This window comes from Rhizobium sp. N731 (assembly GCF_001664145.1).
Taxonomy (GTDB): Bacteria; Pseudomonadota; Alphaproteobacteria; order Rhizobiales; family Rhizobiaceae; genus Rhizobium; species Rhizobium esperanzae.
Genome location: NZ_CP013601.1, coordinates 4240987 through 4256980 on the forward strand (window position 1 = coordinate 4240987; position 15994 = coordinate 4256980).

A 15994-nucleotide genomic window follows, 5' to 3' on the forward strand; every position below is an offset into this window, starting at 1 on the left:
AAAGATCGCGACGCGCTTTAGGCTGATCCTGCGGATGGACAGATGTCGAAGGGTATTATCGCAAATTCGGTGATGAACGCGGCGGCAGGCATGCTGCTGCTGCTGACGGGCTTCGTCTCCTCGATCATCACCGCGCGCCTGCTTGGACCGGAGGCCAACGGCATCGTCGCCTTCTCGCTGTGGCTGGTGATGACGGGCGCCTCCATCGCCGAGCTCGGCTCCAGCATCACGCTGCTGAAGACCCTGCCGCAGCTTTCGGCGGAGGGCTATGACGCGGGACGCCGGAGAGGCTTTGCCGCCATCCTCGTCAGCTTCATGATGTTTTCGACGGTGCTGCTGCTGGCGCTCTACGCCCTGTTCTTCCTGACGTCCGAGGAGATGCACTGGGCGAAAACCGCGCCTTCCGTCGCGCTCGTCACTGGCGTGCTGTTCTTCGTCCAGGCGATCGGATCTTTCGTCAAATTCTACCTGATCGGCGAAAAGAGGCTGGGCAGCTTCTTCAAACTGACCGTCGCCGTCTCTACCCTACAGCTCGCCGGCGTCGCCGTCGGCGCCGTCCTCTACGGGGTCGAAGGCGTTCTCGTCGGTTATGCGCTCGGCCAGCTCGTGCTGTTTTTCGCCACAATGCCGATCCTTCTTGCACGGCGCGACTGGTGCGGGGTTTCACTCAAGTACCTCGCCTCCTCCTCCATCATCCTGTCGATCCAGTTCATCATCGATTCCATTTTCCTCAACCGGCTCGAACTGCTCTTCCTGCAGCAGTTCTGGTCTGTGGAGATGGTCGGCTATTATGCCGTCGGCCTGTCGATCGCCAACATCGCGCTGCAACTGCCGATCCAGATGACCGGCAGCCTGCTGCCCTATTATTCCGAACGGCGGCACAGCAGCGACGATTCGACCTTGCCGGTCGAGGTCTTCGCCGCCGTCACCCGCAGCATGGCCTATATCGTGCTGCCGATGAGCCTCGGGCTGGCCGCGATCTCCAGCGAACTGGTGCTCGTCGTGTTCGGGGAAGCCTTCCGCCGCAGCGGCACGGTGGTTGCGCTGCTCGCGCTCGTCGCTCCCGCCTACACCTTTATGCAGATCCTCAGCCTCTATCTGCTGTCGATGGACAAGGCCCGCTCCCGCCTGAACATCAGTGTGATAGGTGGCCTCCTCATGGTAGCGGGTTGTTTACTGATCGTACCTAGGCTTGCCGCCGAGGGGGCCGCAATCGTGCGCATTCTCGTGTTCGTTGCGATGTCGGTGATGATGATCAGACAGACAGGATTCGGGTCCCAGCTTTCGGGTCTCTACGCAAGCCTGACGAAGGTGACGCTCGCCTCCGTCTTGTGCGCCTGCGCGGCGATTTCAGTGCTGGAATTCGTCCATGGCCCGATCGGTCTTATCTTCGCGATCATCGCCGGCACGCTCGCACATTTCGCCGCACTCCGCGTGCTGCGCGCGGTGCCCGTCGAGGATGTCGAGGTCGTGCGCTCCATTGTCGAAAAGATGCCGTCGGCGCTGCGGCGGCCGGTCGGCCGCGTGATCGACTTCATTGCGCCGGGGCGCCCCGGCGATCCCGACCGCGCCAAGGTCGCGCCCGGCGAACTTTCGCTCGAATCGGCTGAAGGTGCCGGCCGCAACGCCGCCCTGCCCGTGGTCTTCGATGGCACGATCGGGCTGTTCATGCCGGAAAATCCTGAAGCCGGGAAACGCTCGGCCGCGGTGCTCTTCGTCAGCCCCTGGGGCTTCGAGGAAATGTGCAGCCGCAAGTTCTTCCGCGTCGCGGCCGAACATTTCTCCGATATCGGCGTACCCAGCCTGCGCTTCGATTACCGCGGCACCGGCGATGCGCTCGATTTCGGTGCGCTGCCGGCAAGGCTGGAAACCTGGGAAAACTCGATCCGCGCGGCGGCCGCCAAGCTGAAATCGCTGACCGGCTGCGACCGCATCATCCTGATCGGCCAAGGTCTTGGCGCAACCCTTGCCCAGCGCATCGGCTCCTCGATCGAGGGCGTCGACAGCCTCGTCATGCTGGCACCGGTGCTGAGCGGCCGCGCCTATATGCGTGAACTCAACATGTGGTCGAAGATCATCGACGCCGATCTCGGCCTCGGCCAGCAGCACGTGCAGGCTGCAAAGGTGCAGATCGCCGGGCTTGTCATGCCGGAAGAGATCGCCGCCGAGCTCGGCAAGCTCAACATCGCCGCGCCGCAGGGGCTCGCGGCGTCCCGCTACCTGATCCTCGAACGTCCGGTCAGGGCCGAGGATACCGGCTTTGCCGATGCGCTGCAGGCGCTTGGCGCCAATGTCGAGCAGAAAGTGTTCGACGGCTATGACGAGCTCGTCACCAATCCGCTCTTCGCCAAGACACCCATTGATGTCGTCGAGTTTCTGACGGATTGGCTGAAGACGGCGACCGCGGAGATATCGGCCGCTCATTCGCCGGCAGCGATCGAAACCACGCCGCTTGCCGGCGAAGGCTTCTTGGAAACGCCGGTGCGTTTCGGAAGTCACGATCATCTGGTCGGTGTCGTCAGCCGGCCGCTCGGCGAGATCAAGGGCAATGCCGTGCTCTTCCTGTCGACCGCCTATGACCGGCATGCCGGCTGGGGGCGGACGACGGTAGACATGGCGCGCGAACTCGCGCGCCACGGTGTCGTGTCGCTGCGCTTCGATTCCGCCAATGTCGGCGACAGCCCGCCGCGGCCGGATGCGCCGGAGCAGGTGCTTTATTCGATGACGCAGACCGACGACGCGATCGCCGCGCTCGATCTGCTCGAAAGCGTCGTTGCCGGCCCCGTCATGGTCGCTGGCCGCTGCAGCGGCGGCTATGTCGCCTTCCGCGCCGGCGTCGCCGACGAGCGGCTGAAGGCGGTCGTCTCGATCAATCCCTTCGTCTATTACTGGGATCCGAAGGTGCCGGTGCGCCGCGAGCATGTCGTCTCCGTTCCCCGCAGCCTCGACGATTACGGTCAGCGCTTGGCGCGGCTCGACACGCTGAAGCGGCTGCTGCGCGGTCAGGTGGACGTGGTGTCGGCGCTGCGCAATATCGTCATCGCCGGCGGCCGGCGACTGTCGCCCTTCGTCGCGCCGCTGCTCGAACTGCTTCCCGACCGGCGCCATATCGCCCGCGAGGTCCGACAGTCCTTCGCGCTGTTCGGCAGGCGCAAGGTGCCGCTGACGCTGATCTACAGCGAAGGCGACGTCGGTCTCGATCATGTCTATTTCCATTTCGGCCCGCGCGGCGCCAGGCTCTCCCGCTACCCGAACGTGCGGCTGCTCATGCTGCCGGATGCGGACCACAATCTGACGCCGCCGCAATCGCGCAAATTCGTCCTCGACGAGATCATTCGCCTGGCGAGAGCGTAAGCGGGTGTTCGATTAGGCAGGATCAGAGTCTTTCCGCAGTGGCGATATCAAGCGATCTGTAGAGATCGATGTAACGCCCGGCGACGATATCCCAGGAATAGCCGCGCGCAGCGTCAAGGAGCTCCGAGCGAAGGGCGTGCGGTCGGCACCCAAGGTCGGCATAAGCCGATTCCATGGCCGTCGCGGCAGTTTCCGGACTGGTGAAATCGGCAAGCCTGATGACGGCATGTCGGTCGGCGAGTGTTTGAAAGGCATCGTTGGCGTTCAGCACCGGCAGCAGGCCGGCGCTCATCGCCTCCAGCGCGACCAGGCCGAAACCTTCATATTCCGAGGCGGAGGCGAAGAGCGAGGCTGCGGTGATGATGCGGCGGATAGTATCATTGTCTGGCGACACATGCAGGGTGACGCGGCCGGTCAGGTCCCGGCTTTCGATCTTGCCTTCGATATCCACCCGATTCCGGTCGGATTCGGCTCCGACAATATCGAGATGCCATTCCGAATCGCGGCTCTTCAGAACGGCCATCGCGTCGAGCAGGTGGTCCAGCCGCTTGTTCACCGAAAATCGACCGATGGTGACGACGCGGCGCCTTGCCAGGCGTGAGGCGGTGTCGGCGAATTTGCCGATATCGGCGCCATTCTCGATCAGCACGCTGTCCGGCACGATCTCGGAAAACTGCTTGAGATCGGAGGCGCTGCAGCAGACCACGCGGCGATAGGCCCTCGCCGAGGCGCGGGTCAGCGTGCGGAACCATATCTTCTTGATCGCCGCGTATTTCCGGGTGTGGAAGAAACCGCCATGGGTGGTGACGATCATCGGCTTGCCGTGCAGCAGCCGGCCCCAGGCGAGCGCATCGAAGAAGAAGTCGATGGCATGGACGTGCACGAGATCGGCGTCGCCGAGATGACGAAAAACCTGCGGCGCCAACGGATAGCGACTGCTGCCGGACCACGGGATGCGCACCACCTCGATGCCGTCGATATTCTCGCAAGCCGGCAGCTTATCTTCAGGCGCGGTGAACAGCGAGTTCAGCGTAACGACGCGGACACGATAGCCACGCCGGAGGGTCTGGCGGCTGAGATTGGCGACGACGTCTTCCAGGCCGCCGCGATTGGGCAGGAACTGGCGCACGACATGGACGATCAGCGGAGCCGTTTGCGGCTGCGGATTCTCGCGCCCACTATCTGCCTCGATGATCGCCATTTTCCACCTATCGCTGCGCGTGCCAAACTCGTGTTGGCGCGGATTTATAGCAACGACCAGATATCTCAGGCGTTAAGGCGTGGGTTCAGCAACGTCCTGCGGAAGCGATTCTTCGCAACAGGGTTAATCGTGTCTGACGGGAGTTCAGAAGGCTTTGAAGGTGAGCGTCGTCAGCGACCGGACGATGCCTGGAATATTGGCGATATTGTCGTTGATGAACTTGCCGATATCCTGGCCTTCCTCGATATAGACCTTCAACAGCAGGTCGTAATCGCCGCTTGTGGAATAGAGCTCCGAGACCAGCTCGGTCTGGTAGATGGCGTCGGCGACCTCATAGGTCTTGCCGGGGGCGCATTGGAGCTGGACGAAGATCGGCTTCATGGAAATTTCCTGCAACGTTGTTTGGCCCGCATAATGGTCGAAAGCGCCATGCGGATGCAAGCCGTTCCTCACGTGGTCGCTCCGGCCGTCGCTTCCGCGACGATCCAGTCGCGAAAGGCGGCGAGCGGGGCATAATCGGCGCGCTCGCTGGGACACGCAAGATAATAGCGCTCCCGGCTCTCCATCTCCCGGTCGACGGCGGCAACGAGATCGCCGCGCCTGAGTTCTTCCTGCATCAGGAATGTCGGCAACAGGGCGACACCGAGACCGGCGATCGCCGCTTGCGCTGCGGTGGCGAACTGATCGAAGAGCATGCCGTGCACGCTTTCGAAGGAAACGCCATTGCCGGCGAACCATTGTTCCCAGGCATCGGGGCGCGTCGTCAGATGCAGAAGCGGAACGGCAAGCAGATCCTCTGGGCGCGAAATCCTGTGCTGCTTCAGGAAATCGGGACTGCAGGCCGGCACCGTGCGTTCCGACATCAGCAAGGTCAGTTCCGCGCCGGGCCAGTGCGCGTGGCCGAAATGGATCGCGGCGTCGATTGAATCGAGCCGGAAGTCGAAGGGCGAAAGCCGGGTCGCCAGATTGATGGTCACGCCGGGATTGGTGCTAAGAAAGCGGCCCAGGCGTGGCGCCAGCCAGCGCGTGCCGAAGGTCGGCAGGATGGCGAGATTGAGCGTGCCGCCATGCGGATTGGCGCGCAGGTTCAAGGAAGCGCTCGAGATGCGCCGCAGCGCCTCGCGAATCTCGCGGGAATAGCCGTCGCCGGCGAGCGTCAGCCGCATGGTCTGGCGTTCGCGCAGGAAGAGCTCGACGCCAAGCTGCTCCTCCAGTGCGCTGACCTGGCGGCTGACGGCGCTCTGCGTCAGATCGAGTTCGCGCGCCGCCGCCGTCACGCTGCCGGTGCGGGCGACCGCCTCGAAGGCGGCGAGATGTGAAATCGACGGCAGAAAACGTCTTGAAGCGAGCATGATCATTCCGTTTCAGAATGAGCTATTTCCGAAATGTCGATATTTTCGGGTTTCCCGTGATTGTAAAGAGTTTCATCCTGCAAAAACGGAATGAGCCGGAGTTTTTCCAAGATGCCGCACGCCTTCGTTTCCACAGACCATATCCGATCGCTTTTCACCGAGGCGATGTCGCAGATGTATCGGACGGAGGTGCCGCAATACGGCACGCTGATCGAACTGGTGGCGGATGTGAATGCCGGCTGCCTCGAAAAGGATCCCGCTCTGCGCGAACGCCTCGCCAACGCCGGCGAACTGGAGCGCATCGATATCGAGCGCCACGGCGCCATCCGCCTCGGAACGGCGGAAGAGCTTTTCACCATCCGCCGGCTGTTTGCCGTCATGGGCATGCAGGCGGTCGGTTATTACGATCTTTCGGTTGCCGGCGTGCCGGTTCATTCCACCTGCTTCCGGCCGATCGACGAGGCGGCGCTGAACATCAATCCGTTCCGCGTCTTCACCTCGCTGCTGCGCCTGGAACTGATCGAGGATGAAAGCCTGCGCGGGGAAGCCGAAGCCATTCTGGCAGCGCGACGCATCTATACGCCGCGCGCCATCGCGCTGATCGAGCGTCATGAGCAGAATGGCGGTCTCACGGAAGCGGAAGCGAGCGAATTCGTTGCCGAGGCGGTCGAAACCTTTCGCTGGCACGGCGAAGCCACCGTCAACGCCGAAACCTACAAGCGCCTGCACGATACCCATCGGCTGATCGCCGACGTCGTCAGCTTCAAGGGCCCGCACATCAACCACTTGACGCCGCGCACGCTCGATATCGATGCGGTGCAGGCCCGCATGCCGGAACGCGGCATTACCCCGAAAGCCGTCATCGAAGGGCCGCCGCGCCGGCAGTGCGACATCCTGCTGCGGCAGACGAGCTTCAAGGCGCTGGAGGAGGCGATCGTCTTCTCAGGTGATGAAGGTGCGGTCCAGGGCACGCACACCGCCCGCTTCGGCGAGATCGAGCAGCGGGGCGTGGCGTTGACGGCCAAGGGCCGGGCGCTCTACGACCGGCTGCTTGCCTCGGTTCGCGGCGAAGTTCAGGTCGGCGCCGGCGGCGCCAAAGCCGGCGCCTATGACCAGGAACTGGCCGAGCGCTTCAAGGCGCTGCCGGACAGCTGGGATGAACTGCGCAGGCAGGATCTCGCCTTCTTCCGTTATTCCGCCACGCCTGCGGGCATCGCCGCCTCGGTCGCCGGGACACTGCCGCGCGATGCCGAAGCGCTTGTTGCCAAGGGCTACCTCGCCTTTGCGCCGATCGTCTACGAAGACTTCCTGCCCGTCAGCGCGGCCGGCATTTTCCAGTCGAATCTCGGCACCGACCAGCAGCAGAATTATGCGACGCGCTCGAACCGCGATGCCTTCGAGACCGCACTTGGAGCAACCGTTCAGGACGAACTGGCGCTTTATGCGGAACGGCAGGCCGCATCGCTGGAGGCCGCGATGGAGGCGCTCGGGGTCGCGGGCCTGCAGCTGAGGACCGTTGCGTGAAATCGCCGCTTCAACACCTGTTCTTATGCGCTAGAGTAGTCCGGTTTCAATCCGGTCGGACTATGCCATGCTGAATGATCCGCGCTCCCACGGCCTCTGGGAAAAGACCGCCGGCGAACCACCGGCGACCTCGCCTCTCCAAGGCGCGGTGTCGGCAGACGTCGTCATCGTCGGCGGCGGCTATGCCGGCCTGTCCTCCGGCCTGCATCTAGCCGAAGCCGGGTCGAAGGTGGTGCTGCTGGAGGCGAAGGAGATCGGCTTCGGGGGTGCTGGGCGCAATGTTGGCCTGATCAATGCCGGCATGTGGGTGATGCCCAACGACCTGCCCGGCATACTCGGGCCCGTCCATGGTGAACGCCTGCTCGAATTGCTCGGCAACGCGCCGAAGCTCGTCATGGAATTGATCGACAAACATGGGATCGCCTGCGAACTCGAGCGTAACGGCACGCTGCACTGCGCCGTCGGCGCCGACGGGCTGAAGGAGATCGAGGAGCGTGCGGCGCAATGGTCTGCCCGCGGCGCGCCCGTCGTGCTGCTCGATGCGGCTGAAACGGCCAAGCGCACCGGCAGCGAGGCCTATGCCTGCTCACTGCTCGATCTGCGCGCCGGAACGCTGCAGCCGCTTGCCTATGCGCGCGGCCTCGCCCATGCCGCCGTCAAGGCGGGCGTCGCCATCCATACATCGAGCCCCGTCATCGCAACCGAGCGTCGCGGTAGCCGCTGGACCGTGAAGACGGAAAGCGGCGAAGTCAGCGCGGACTGGATCATCGTCGCGACCGATGCCTACAGCACCGGCCCCTTCGAGCAGGTGCGCAACGAGCAGGTCTATCTGCCCTATTTCAATTTCGCCACCGTGCCGCTCGGCCACAATCTGCGTCAGTCGATCCTGCCGGGGCGGGAAGGCGCATGGGACACCAAGGATATTCTCTCCTCCTTCCGCATGGATCAGGCTGGACGCCTTGTTTTCGGCAGCGTCGGAGCGCTGCGCAATACCGGCCTTGCCGTACATAAGGGCTGGGCCAAACGTGCGCTGAAGCGGCTCTTTCCCATTATCGGCGATGTCGAATTCGAATGCGAATGGTATGGCCAGATCGGCATGACCGACAATGCGCTGCCGCGCTTCCACAAATTCGCCCCGAACGTCATCGGCTTTTCGGGCTATAATGGCCGCGGCATAGCCCCCGGCACGGTCTTCGGCCGCACATTGGCCGACCATATTCTCGGCCGGCTTGCCGAGGCCGATCTGCCGCTGCCGCTGACGTCACCCACCGAGCCGAGCTTCCGTGCGCTCAAGGAACTATGGTACGAAGCCGGCGCTCAGGTCGCCCATTTCGCCGATGCCCGCTTCTGAGAACAATAAGATTGGAAACACGACAATGACCATCGCCGTCCTCGATCTCGCCACCGAAACCGCCAAGCTGCTCGCCGAACTCGGCGTCGATGCCGGCCGCTATCAAGGCGGCACGCTGTCTGTCTCCTCGCCCGTCACCGGCAAGGAAATCGGCAGGCTCAGAGAACATTCCGTTTCCGAAACGAAAGCGGCGATCGAAGAGGCGCACAAGGCGTTCCTCGAATGGCGTTCCGTGCCGGCGCCAAAGCGCGGCGAACTGATCCGCCTGCTCGGCGAGGAGCTGCGTAGCGCCAAGACGGCGCTCGGCCGCCTCGTCTCGATCGAAGTCGGCAAGATCACCTCCGAAGGCCTCGGCGAGGTTCAGGAGATGATCGACATCTGCGATTTCGCCGTCGGCCTGTCGCGCCAGCTCTATGGCCTGACGATCGCCACCGAACGCTCCGAACACCGGATGATGGAAAGCTGGCACCCGCTCGGCGCGATCGGCATCATTTCCGCCTTCAACTTCCCGGTCGCCGTCTGGTCTTGGAATGCGGCGCTGGCGATGGTCTGCGGCAACTCCACCGTCTGGAAGCCTTCGGAAAAGACGCCGTTGACCGCCCTTGCGGTGCAGGCGCTGTTCGAAAAGGCCCTGAAGCGCTTCGTCGCCGAGGGCGGCAAGGCGCCAGCCAATCTGTCGACCCTGATCATCGGCGGCCGCGAAGTCGGCGAGGTGCTGGTCGACCACCCGAAGATCCCGCTCGTTTCCGCCACGGGCTCGACCGCCATGGGCCGCGCCGTCGGCCCGCGCTTGTCGCAGCGTTTTGCCCGCGCCATTCTCGAACTCGGCGGCAACAATGCCGCCATCGTCTGCCCGAGCGCCGATCTGGACCTGACGCTGCGTGGCGTCGCCTTCTCCGCCATGGGAACGGCCGGCCAGCGCTGCACGACACTGCGCCGTCTCTTCGTCCATGAAAGCGTCTACGACCAGCTGGTGCCGCGCCTGCAGAAGGCCTATGGCTCCGTTACCATCGGCAATCCGCTCGAAACAGGCACACTGGTGGGCCCGCTGATCGACGGCCAGGCTTTCGAGAAGATGCAGGCAGCCCTTGGTCAGGCGGCATCGGCCGGCGGCAAGGTGACCGGCGGCGAACGCGTCGACAATGGTTCGGCCGATGCCTTCTACGTTCGCCCGGCGCTCGTCGAAATGCCGGATCAGACCGGCCCGGTCGAGCACGAGACCTTCGCGCCCATTCTCTACGTCATGAAATACAGCGATTTCGACGCGGTGCTGACGCTGCACAATGCCGTGCCGCAGGGATTGTCGTCGTCGATCTTCACCAACGACATGCGCGAGGCCGAAACTTTCGTCTCGGCGCGAGGCTCGGATTGTGGCATTGCCAACGTCAACCTCGGGCCTTCGGGCGCCGAAATCGGCGGCGCATTCGGCGGTGAAAAAGAGACCGGCGGCGGACGCGAATCCGGCTCCGATGCCTGGAAGGCCTATATGCGCCGCGCCACCAACACGATCAATTACGGCAGCACACTGCCGCTCGCGCAAGGCGTCAAGTTCGACGTCGAATGAGCAAAATCGCTGGAAAGGCGACGCTGGCAGAGCATCGCCTTTTGGCTGCTGACAAACCACTCAAAAACCGCGACGTCATCCTCGGCCTTGTGCCCGAGGATCTGCGACGGCAATTAAACATCTGAAAATAGACGATTTTCTGAAAAGAAACTGCGGTGGCTAGATGCTCGGCACAAAGCCGAGCACGACGGAGCAGACTTTGTCAGCAAACGAGGGCGACGCTGGCAGAGCGTCGCCTTTTTGGCACCATCGAGTTTATTCCTGGCGATCTGAATTATCGGGTCAAGATATCGTGATGCTTTTTTCTCGGCGACGAAACTTGAAATAGCCAGTCAAGAAAAATATACGCCTCTTATCCCGTCTGGGTGACATCGCCATGGAGGCCATCATGACTATTGCTTTTAACCGTTTTTCCCATGTGCTGACGCTCGCCGCGTCGCTTCTCTCCGCCACGGTGCTCGCAGGCGGCGCCAATGCGCAGGATGAAGGTCTCGTCGTCTACAATGCGCAGCACGAAAGCCTGGGCCGCGAATGGATCGATGCCTTCACCAAGGAGACAGGCATCAAGGTGACCATGCGCCAGGGCAGCGACATGCAGTTCGCCAACCAGATCATTCAGGAAGGCGACGCATCCCCCGCCGATGTTTTCCTGACCGAGAATTCGCCCGCCATGACGCTGGTCGACGGCGCCGGCCTCTTCGCCCCGGTCGAAAAGGAAACACTGGATCAGGTTCCGGAGCAGTATCGTCCTGCCGACGGCATGTGGACCGGCATTGCCGCCCGCACGACGGTCTTTGCCTATGACAAAACGAAGCTCAGCGAAGACAAGCTGCCGAAGTCGCTTCTCGACCTCGCCGATCCCGCCTGGAAGGGCCGCTGGGGTGCAGCGCCAGCCGGCGCCGACTTCCAGGCGATCGTCGCCGCCCTGCTGCAACTGAAGGGCGAAGACGCCACCAAGGCATGGCTGAAGGGCCTCAAGGACAACGCGACGCCGTACAAGGGTAACAGCGTCGCGATGAAGGCCGTCAATGCTGGAGAAGTCGAAGGCGCGGTCATCTATCACTACTACTGGTTCGGCGATCAGGCGAAGACCGGCGAGAACAGCAAGAATGTCGGCATGCATTACTTCAAGAACCAGGATCCGGGCGCTTTCGTCAGCGTTTCGGGCGGCGGCGTCCTGAAGTCCACACAGCACATGAAGGAAGCGCAGGCTTTCCTGAAATTCGTCACCAGCAAAGCAGGCCAGACGGTCCTGAAGAACGGCACGTCCTATGAATATGCCGTCGGCAAGGACGCTCCTTCCAACGACAAGCTCGTTCCGCTTGCCGACCTCAATGCGCCGAAGGTCGAAGCTTCGACGCTGGACAGCAAGAAGGTCGTGGAATTGATGACGGCGGCAGGTCTGATTTAGGCTTTCTACGTATTGTAGCACTTACGCGGGAGAGGCTTCGGGCTTTCTGCCGCAGGCTTGCAGCAGCCAAAACTATTGCTTTTGGCTCAAGAAAACCTTAGGGCATGACGGGATCGGGCAACTGTCTTTCCAAGACGGTTGCCTTCCTTTTTCAGCGTATGAAGGCACCGGCCTTGCTGCAGGACAACAGATTTTTCGTAGCCGGCAATCAGGCGCCGGTCGCGCCGAAGGCTCCGCGAATGCTATTGCCGCGCCGGCGCATGCCGCACGCGCCCGTGATGCTTCTCGCGACCGTCATCGCGATCTTCAGTCTCGTGCCGCTCGGCTTCATCGGCTGGATCACTTACGATGTCGGCTGGGAAACGGTGAAAACGCTCGTCTTCCGGCCACGTGTCGGCGAACTCCTCATCAATACGGTTCTCCTGGAATCGGCCACCATTCCACTGTCGATCGCCCTGGCCGTGACGCTTGCCTGGCTGACCGAACGAACGGATATCCCGTTCGCGAGGCTCTGGGCCTGGCTGGCGATCGCGCCGCTCGCGGTGCCGGCCTTCGTGCACAGCTATGCCTGGGTCAGCCTCATTCCCGGCATGCGCGGGCTGCAGAGCGGCGTCTTCGTTTCTATCATCGCCTACTATCCATTCCTTTATCTGCCGGTTGCCGCAGCGCTACGCCGTCTCGATCCGGCCATCGAGGATGCCGCCGCCTCCCTTGGCCTCGACCCCTGGCGCGTCTTCTTCCGCACCGTGCTGCCGCAGTTGAGGTTTGCCATTTGCGGCGGCTCGCTGCTGATTGCGCTGCATCTGCTGTCGGAATACGGCCTGTTTGTCATGATTCGGTTCGATACTTTCGCAACCGCGATCGTCGACCAGTTCCAATCCTCCTACAACAGCCCGGCCTCCAACATGCTCGGCGGCGTGCTCGTTGCCTGCTGTCTTTTCCTGCTCGGCCTCGAAGTGCTGCTGCGTGGCAACGAACGTTATGCCCGCGTCGGCCCTGGCTCGCCGCGTCCGGCCGATCGCCGGCGTCTCGGCTGGTTCGTGGTGCCGGCCATCTTGCTGCCTGTCGTCCTGGCGGTGCTGACGCTCGGCGTGCCGTTGATGACACTCGGCCGCTGGCTCTATCTCGGCGGCAGCGAGATCTGGCGCATCGAGGTCGGCAGTGCCTTCCTGCAGACGATGGCGCTCGCTCTTGCCGGCGGCGTGCTGGCGACGATTGCCGCAGCCCCCATGGCCTGGCTCTCCGTGCGCGCGCCCGGCCGTTTCCAGCGCGTGCTCGAAGCCTGCCACTATTATGTCGGCTCGCTGCCCGGCGTCGTCGTGGCGCTGGCGCTGGTGACGATCACCGTGCGTCTCGTGCTGCCGCTCTATCAGACCTTCGCAACGCTGGTCGTCGCTTATGTGATGCTTTTCCTGCCCCGTGCCATGGTCGGCTTACGCGCCAGCATCGCTCAGGCGCCAGTGGAGCTGGAGCGCGCCGCGATGGGCCTCGGCCGCACCCCGGGTCAGGCGGTGCGGCAGATCACCATGCGGCTTGCCGCACCGGGCGCCGCTGCCAGCATCGCCTTGACCGCACTTGGCATTACTAACGAACTCACGGCGACGCTGATGCTCTCGCCAAACGGCGTCGATACGCTGGCGACGAAATTCTGGTCGCTGACGAGCGAGATCGATTATGTCTCGGCCGCCCCTTACGCCTTCATGATGGTCGTGCTGTCGCTACCGCTCACCCTGACGCTTTTTACGCAATCGAAACGGACCGCCGGCTAATGACGCTGCTTACGATCGAAAACATCAGCAAGCGCTACGGGCCCGTCCAGGCGCTGAAGGATATTTCGCTCGATGTCCAGGCCGGCAGCCGCACCGCCGTCATCGGGCCGTCCGGCTCGGGCAAGACGACCCTGCTGCGCATCATCGCGGGCTTCGAGCAAGCCGATGCCGGCAGGGTGACATTGGATGGCGACGTGCTGGCCGATGGCCCGGCGGCGGTGCCGGCTCACAAACGGGGCATCGGCATCGTCTCCCAGGATGGCGCGCTGTTCCCGCACTTGAGCGTGGCTGAGAATATCGGCTTCGGCTTCGAACGGGGTGCTGCCGATCGTGACCAGCGCATCGCCGAACTGCTCGATATGGTCGAGCTCGACCGCGGCATGCTGGCGCGGCGCCCGCATCAGCTTTCCGGGGGCCAACAGCAGCGCGTGGCGCTCGCCCGCGCGCTCGGCCGCAAGCCGCGGCTGATGCTGCTCGACGAACCTTTCTCGGCGCTCGACACCGGCTTGCGGGAAAACATGCGCAAGGCTGTCGCGCGTGTCCTGCAGGCGGCCGGCATTACCGCCGTTCTCGTAACGCACGATCAGGAAGAGGCACTGAGTTTTGCCGATCAGGTCGCGGTTCTCAGGGAAGGGCGACTGATCCAGGCGGGATCACCGCAAACCCTGTATCTGCATCCCAGGGATCGCGAGACGGCGCTGTTCCTCGGCGATGCCGTGCTGCTTCCGGCCATTATAAGGAACGGCCTTGCCGACTGCGCCCTCGGCCATGTCGCCGTCGAAGGCAGCCGTCAGGGCAAGGCGGAAATCATGCTGCGGCCCGAGCAGATCCGCGTCGTTGCCGATGAAAGCGATCGCGACTACGGCGGACGGGTTGTCGAGGTGGAATTCGGTGGCGCGGTCTGCACCGTCGCCGTTTCGCTCGACGGCGTTGCCCTGCCGCCGATCCGGATCAAGACCTCGAGCGTCGCCCTTCCTTCGCGAGGCGATCTCGTTCGCCTGGATATATCAGGCAAGGCGCACGTCTTCGAGCGCTGAACAATAGAGCCTGCGCGTCCTATCGGACACGCGGGCTAACCGACCCGGCGCACCAGCTCTTGCGGCTCGATGCCCTCGAGCCAGCCGCCGGTAAAGCCGGCGCGCTCAAGTCCGAGGCGGATGACCGGCGATTGTCGCATCAGCTTCCAGATGAAGTCGGAACGCTCGTTTTCGATGGTCATGACGACAAGGCCCTGGTCGATGCCGACGGTGCGGTCGTCCACCCAGCCCTCCGGACGTTTGGTCTGCACGGTCGGATTGAAGCCGCCGGGGAAGCCGCCTTCCAGCAGCAGGTTCGGATAGGTGGTCAAAAGCGCCTTGGTGCCGTCGAGAGCCGCCTGCCGGTCATAGGGCAGGCAGGCGAGTGCGGCCCAGGGTGCGATCGTGCCGTCATCGGGTCCGAGCGGGGCGCCGCGGGCGGCATAACCCAGAACCTTCGGCTGCCGGCCGCCACGCATGCGCCGCGTCGGCGGTGGACCGTCGCAGGCGGTAAAGCCCCAGACATTCCTGTTGTAACCGACGAAACCGCCGGGATTGCGCTCGGCGTAGTCGCGCTGCATGTTGATGACGACCTGGGTGTTGCGGAAATAGTCCCAGTTGCGTTCCATCATCGGTTTGTCCTGGATGCTGCGGAAATCGATCCAGGCATGCGAGAAGAGATGAATGAAAAGCGGGCCGGCATAGAGATACGGCTGGTCGCCGAACGTCATCCAGGAATAGCTCGATGTGAAGGCGTCGTAACTCGACTGCGGCACGGGATGCGTCGGCGAGGCGAGTGCCAGCGCATAAAGAATGATCGCCTCGTCGAAACCGTGATAACGCCAGCGCAGGAAGCCCGACGAAGGCTTCCAGCCCATGGAAATCGTGTCGCCCTTGTTCAGCGCCCAGCGCCAATCGACGCGTTCGTAGATGAAGGTCGCGAGCTCACGGATTTCAGTCTCGGTCTCGTCTTCGCGATTGAAATATTGCGCTGAGGTCAGCACGCCGGCGATGAGCAGCGCCGTGTCGATGGTCGAAAGCTCGCTGTTCCAGGCACGATTGCCGCTATCCATGTGGAGAAAATGGTAGAAGAAACCGCGATGGCCGGTCGCATGGCGCTCGTCGCCCTGGCGCGCCTCGGCGAAGAAACGCAGTGTATTGACCGTGCGCTCGGCCGCTTCCTTGCGGCTGATCCAGCACCGCTCGACGGCAACGGGGTAGGAGGAAAGGGCGAAGCCGACGGCCGCGATGCTCGCCGGCACGCCGGCGATCGAGGTATCGGCCACCAGGCCATTTTCGGGATTGGAATATTTCAGGAAGTACTTGAAAGCCGAATGCTGCAACCTGTCGATGAGGGCTGCATCAATGTCTTCGATCCGTTGCAGCATAGGCTCCTACCCAACTGTTGCATCGACCCATGCTTGAACATGGTGGTCGTCCCCGAGCAAATCA

The 15994-nt window shown here is 63.1% G+C and carries 12 protein-coding genes; 8 read left to right on the forward strand and 4 right to left on the reverse strand.

What is annotated here, in order from left to right; all coding sequences use genetic code 11:
* The first annotated feature begins 42 nt into the window (after positions 1 to 42).
* Complete coding sequence (locus tag AMK02_RS20510; RefSeq protein WP_064805679.1) at positions 43 to 3354, forward strand: oligosaccharide flippase family protein; 3312 nt, start codon at positions 43 to 45, stop codon at positions 3352 to 3354.
* A 22-nt stretch (positions 3355 to 3376) separates the two neighbouring features.
* Here the strand turns inward: AMK02_RS20510 and AMK02_RS20515 are convergent, their stop codons facing one another.
* From AMK02_RS20515 to AMK02_RS20525, 3 genes are all read right to left on the reverse strand, one after another.
* Positions 3377 to 4555: a glycosyltransferase family 4 protein gene (locus tag AMK02_RS20515; protein WP_064805681.1), complete on the reverse strand. Its 1179-nt coding sequence runs from the start codon at positions 4553 to 4555 to the stop codon at positions 3377 to 3379.
* 144 nt (positions 4556 to 4699) lie between these two features.
* Positions 4700 to 4936 carry an Lrp/AsnC ligand binding domain-containing protein gene (locus AMK02_RS20520; protein WP_003567502.1) on the reverse strand — a complete coding sequence of 79 codons (237 nt, stop codon included), beginning with the start codon at positions 4934 to 4936 and terminating at the stop codon, positions 4700 to 4702.
* A gap of 68 nt (positions 4937 to 5004) precedes the next feature.
* A complete protein-coding gene (locus tag AMK02_RS20525) occupies positions 5005 to 5913 on the reverse strand; it encodes a LysR family transcriptional regulator (protein ID WP_064805683.1) in 909 nt (302 codons plus the stop codon).
* A gap of 84 nt (positions 5914 to 5997) precedes the next feature.
* On the opposite strand from AMK02_RS20525, the gene hglS reads away from it, so the two are divergent.
* The 7 genes from hglS to AMK02_RS20555 all read left to right on the forward strand — a co-directional run bounded on the left by hglS (position 5998) and on the right by AMK02_RS20555 (position 14563).
* A complete protein-coding gene (gene hglS / locus AMK02_RS20530) occupies positions 5998 to 7431 on the forward strand; it encodes a 2-oxoadipate dioxygenase/decarboxylase HglS (RefSeq protein WP_064805685.1) in 1434 nt (477 codons plus the stop codon).
* Between the two features lie 67 nt (positions 7432 to 7498).
* Positions 7499 to 8782, forward strand: a complete 1284-nt coding sequence (locus AMK02_RS20535; protein WP_064805687.1) for an NAD(P)/FAD-dependent oxidoreductase — start codon at positions 7499 to 7501, stop codon at positions 8780 to 8782.
* 25 nt (positions 8783 to 8807) lie between these two features.
* On the forward strand, positions 8808 to 10346 hold the full coding sequence (gene amaB, locus AMK02_RS20540) for an L-piperidine-6-carboxylate dehydrogenase (RefSeq protein ID WP_064805688.1): 1539 nt from the start codon (positions 8808 to 8810) through the stop codon (positions 10344 to 10346).
* Entirely contained in the window at positions 10343 to 10471 is a 129-nt protein-coding gene (locus tag AMK02_RS32475; RefSeq protein WP_257784641.1) for a hypothetical protein, read from the forward strand. Before amaB ends, AMK02_RS32475 begins: the two co-directional genes overlap by 4 nt.
* Positions 10472 to 10734: 263 nt before the next feature.
* The gene (locus tag AMK02_RS20545) at positions 10735 to 11757 is read left to right on the forward strand and encodes an iron ABC transporter substrate-binding protein (protein WP_064806408.1); all 1023 of its coding nucleotides are present in this window, start codon (positions 10735 to 10737) and stop codon (positions 11755 to 11757) included.
* A gap of 104 nt (positions 11758 to 11861) precedes the next feature.
* Positions 11862 to 13526: an ABC transporter permease gene (locus AMK02_RS20550; RefSeq protein WP_064805690.1), complete on the forward strand. Its 1665-nt coding sequence runs from the start codon at positions 11862 to 11864 to the stop codon at positions 13524 to 13526.
* Positions 13526 to 14563: an ABC transporter ATP-binding protein gene (locus AMK02_RS20555; RefSeq protein ID WP_064805692.1), complete on the forward strand. Its 1038-nt coding sequence runs from the start codon at positions 13526 to 13528 to the stop codon at positions 14561 to 14563. The genes AMK02_RS20550 and AMK02_RS20555 overlap by 1 nt, the downstream gene beginning before the upstream one ends.
* A 35-nt stretch (positions 14564 to 14598) precedes the next feature.
* Here the strand turns inward: AMK02_RS20555 and AMK02_RS20560 are convergent, their stop codons facing one another.
* A complete protein-coding gene (locus AMK02_RS20560) occupies positions 14599 to 15930 on the reverse strand; it encodes a glucoamylase family protein (protein ID WP_064805694.1) in 1332 nt (443 codons plus the stop codon).
* Positions 15931 to 15994: the final 64 nt, after the last annotated feature.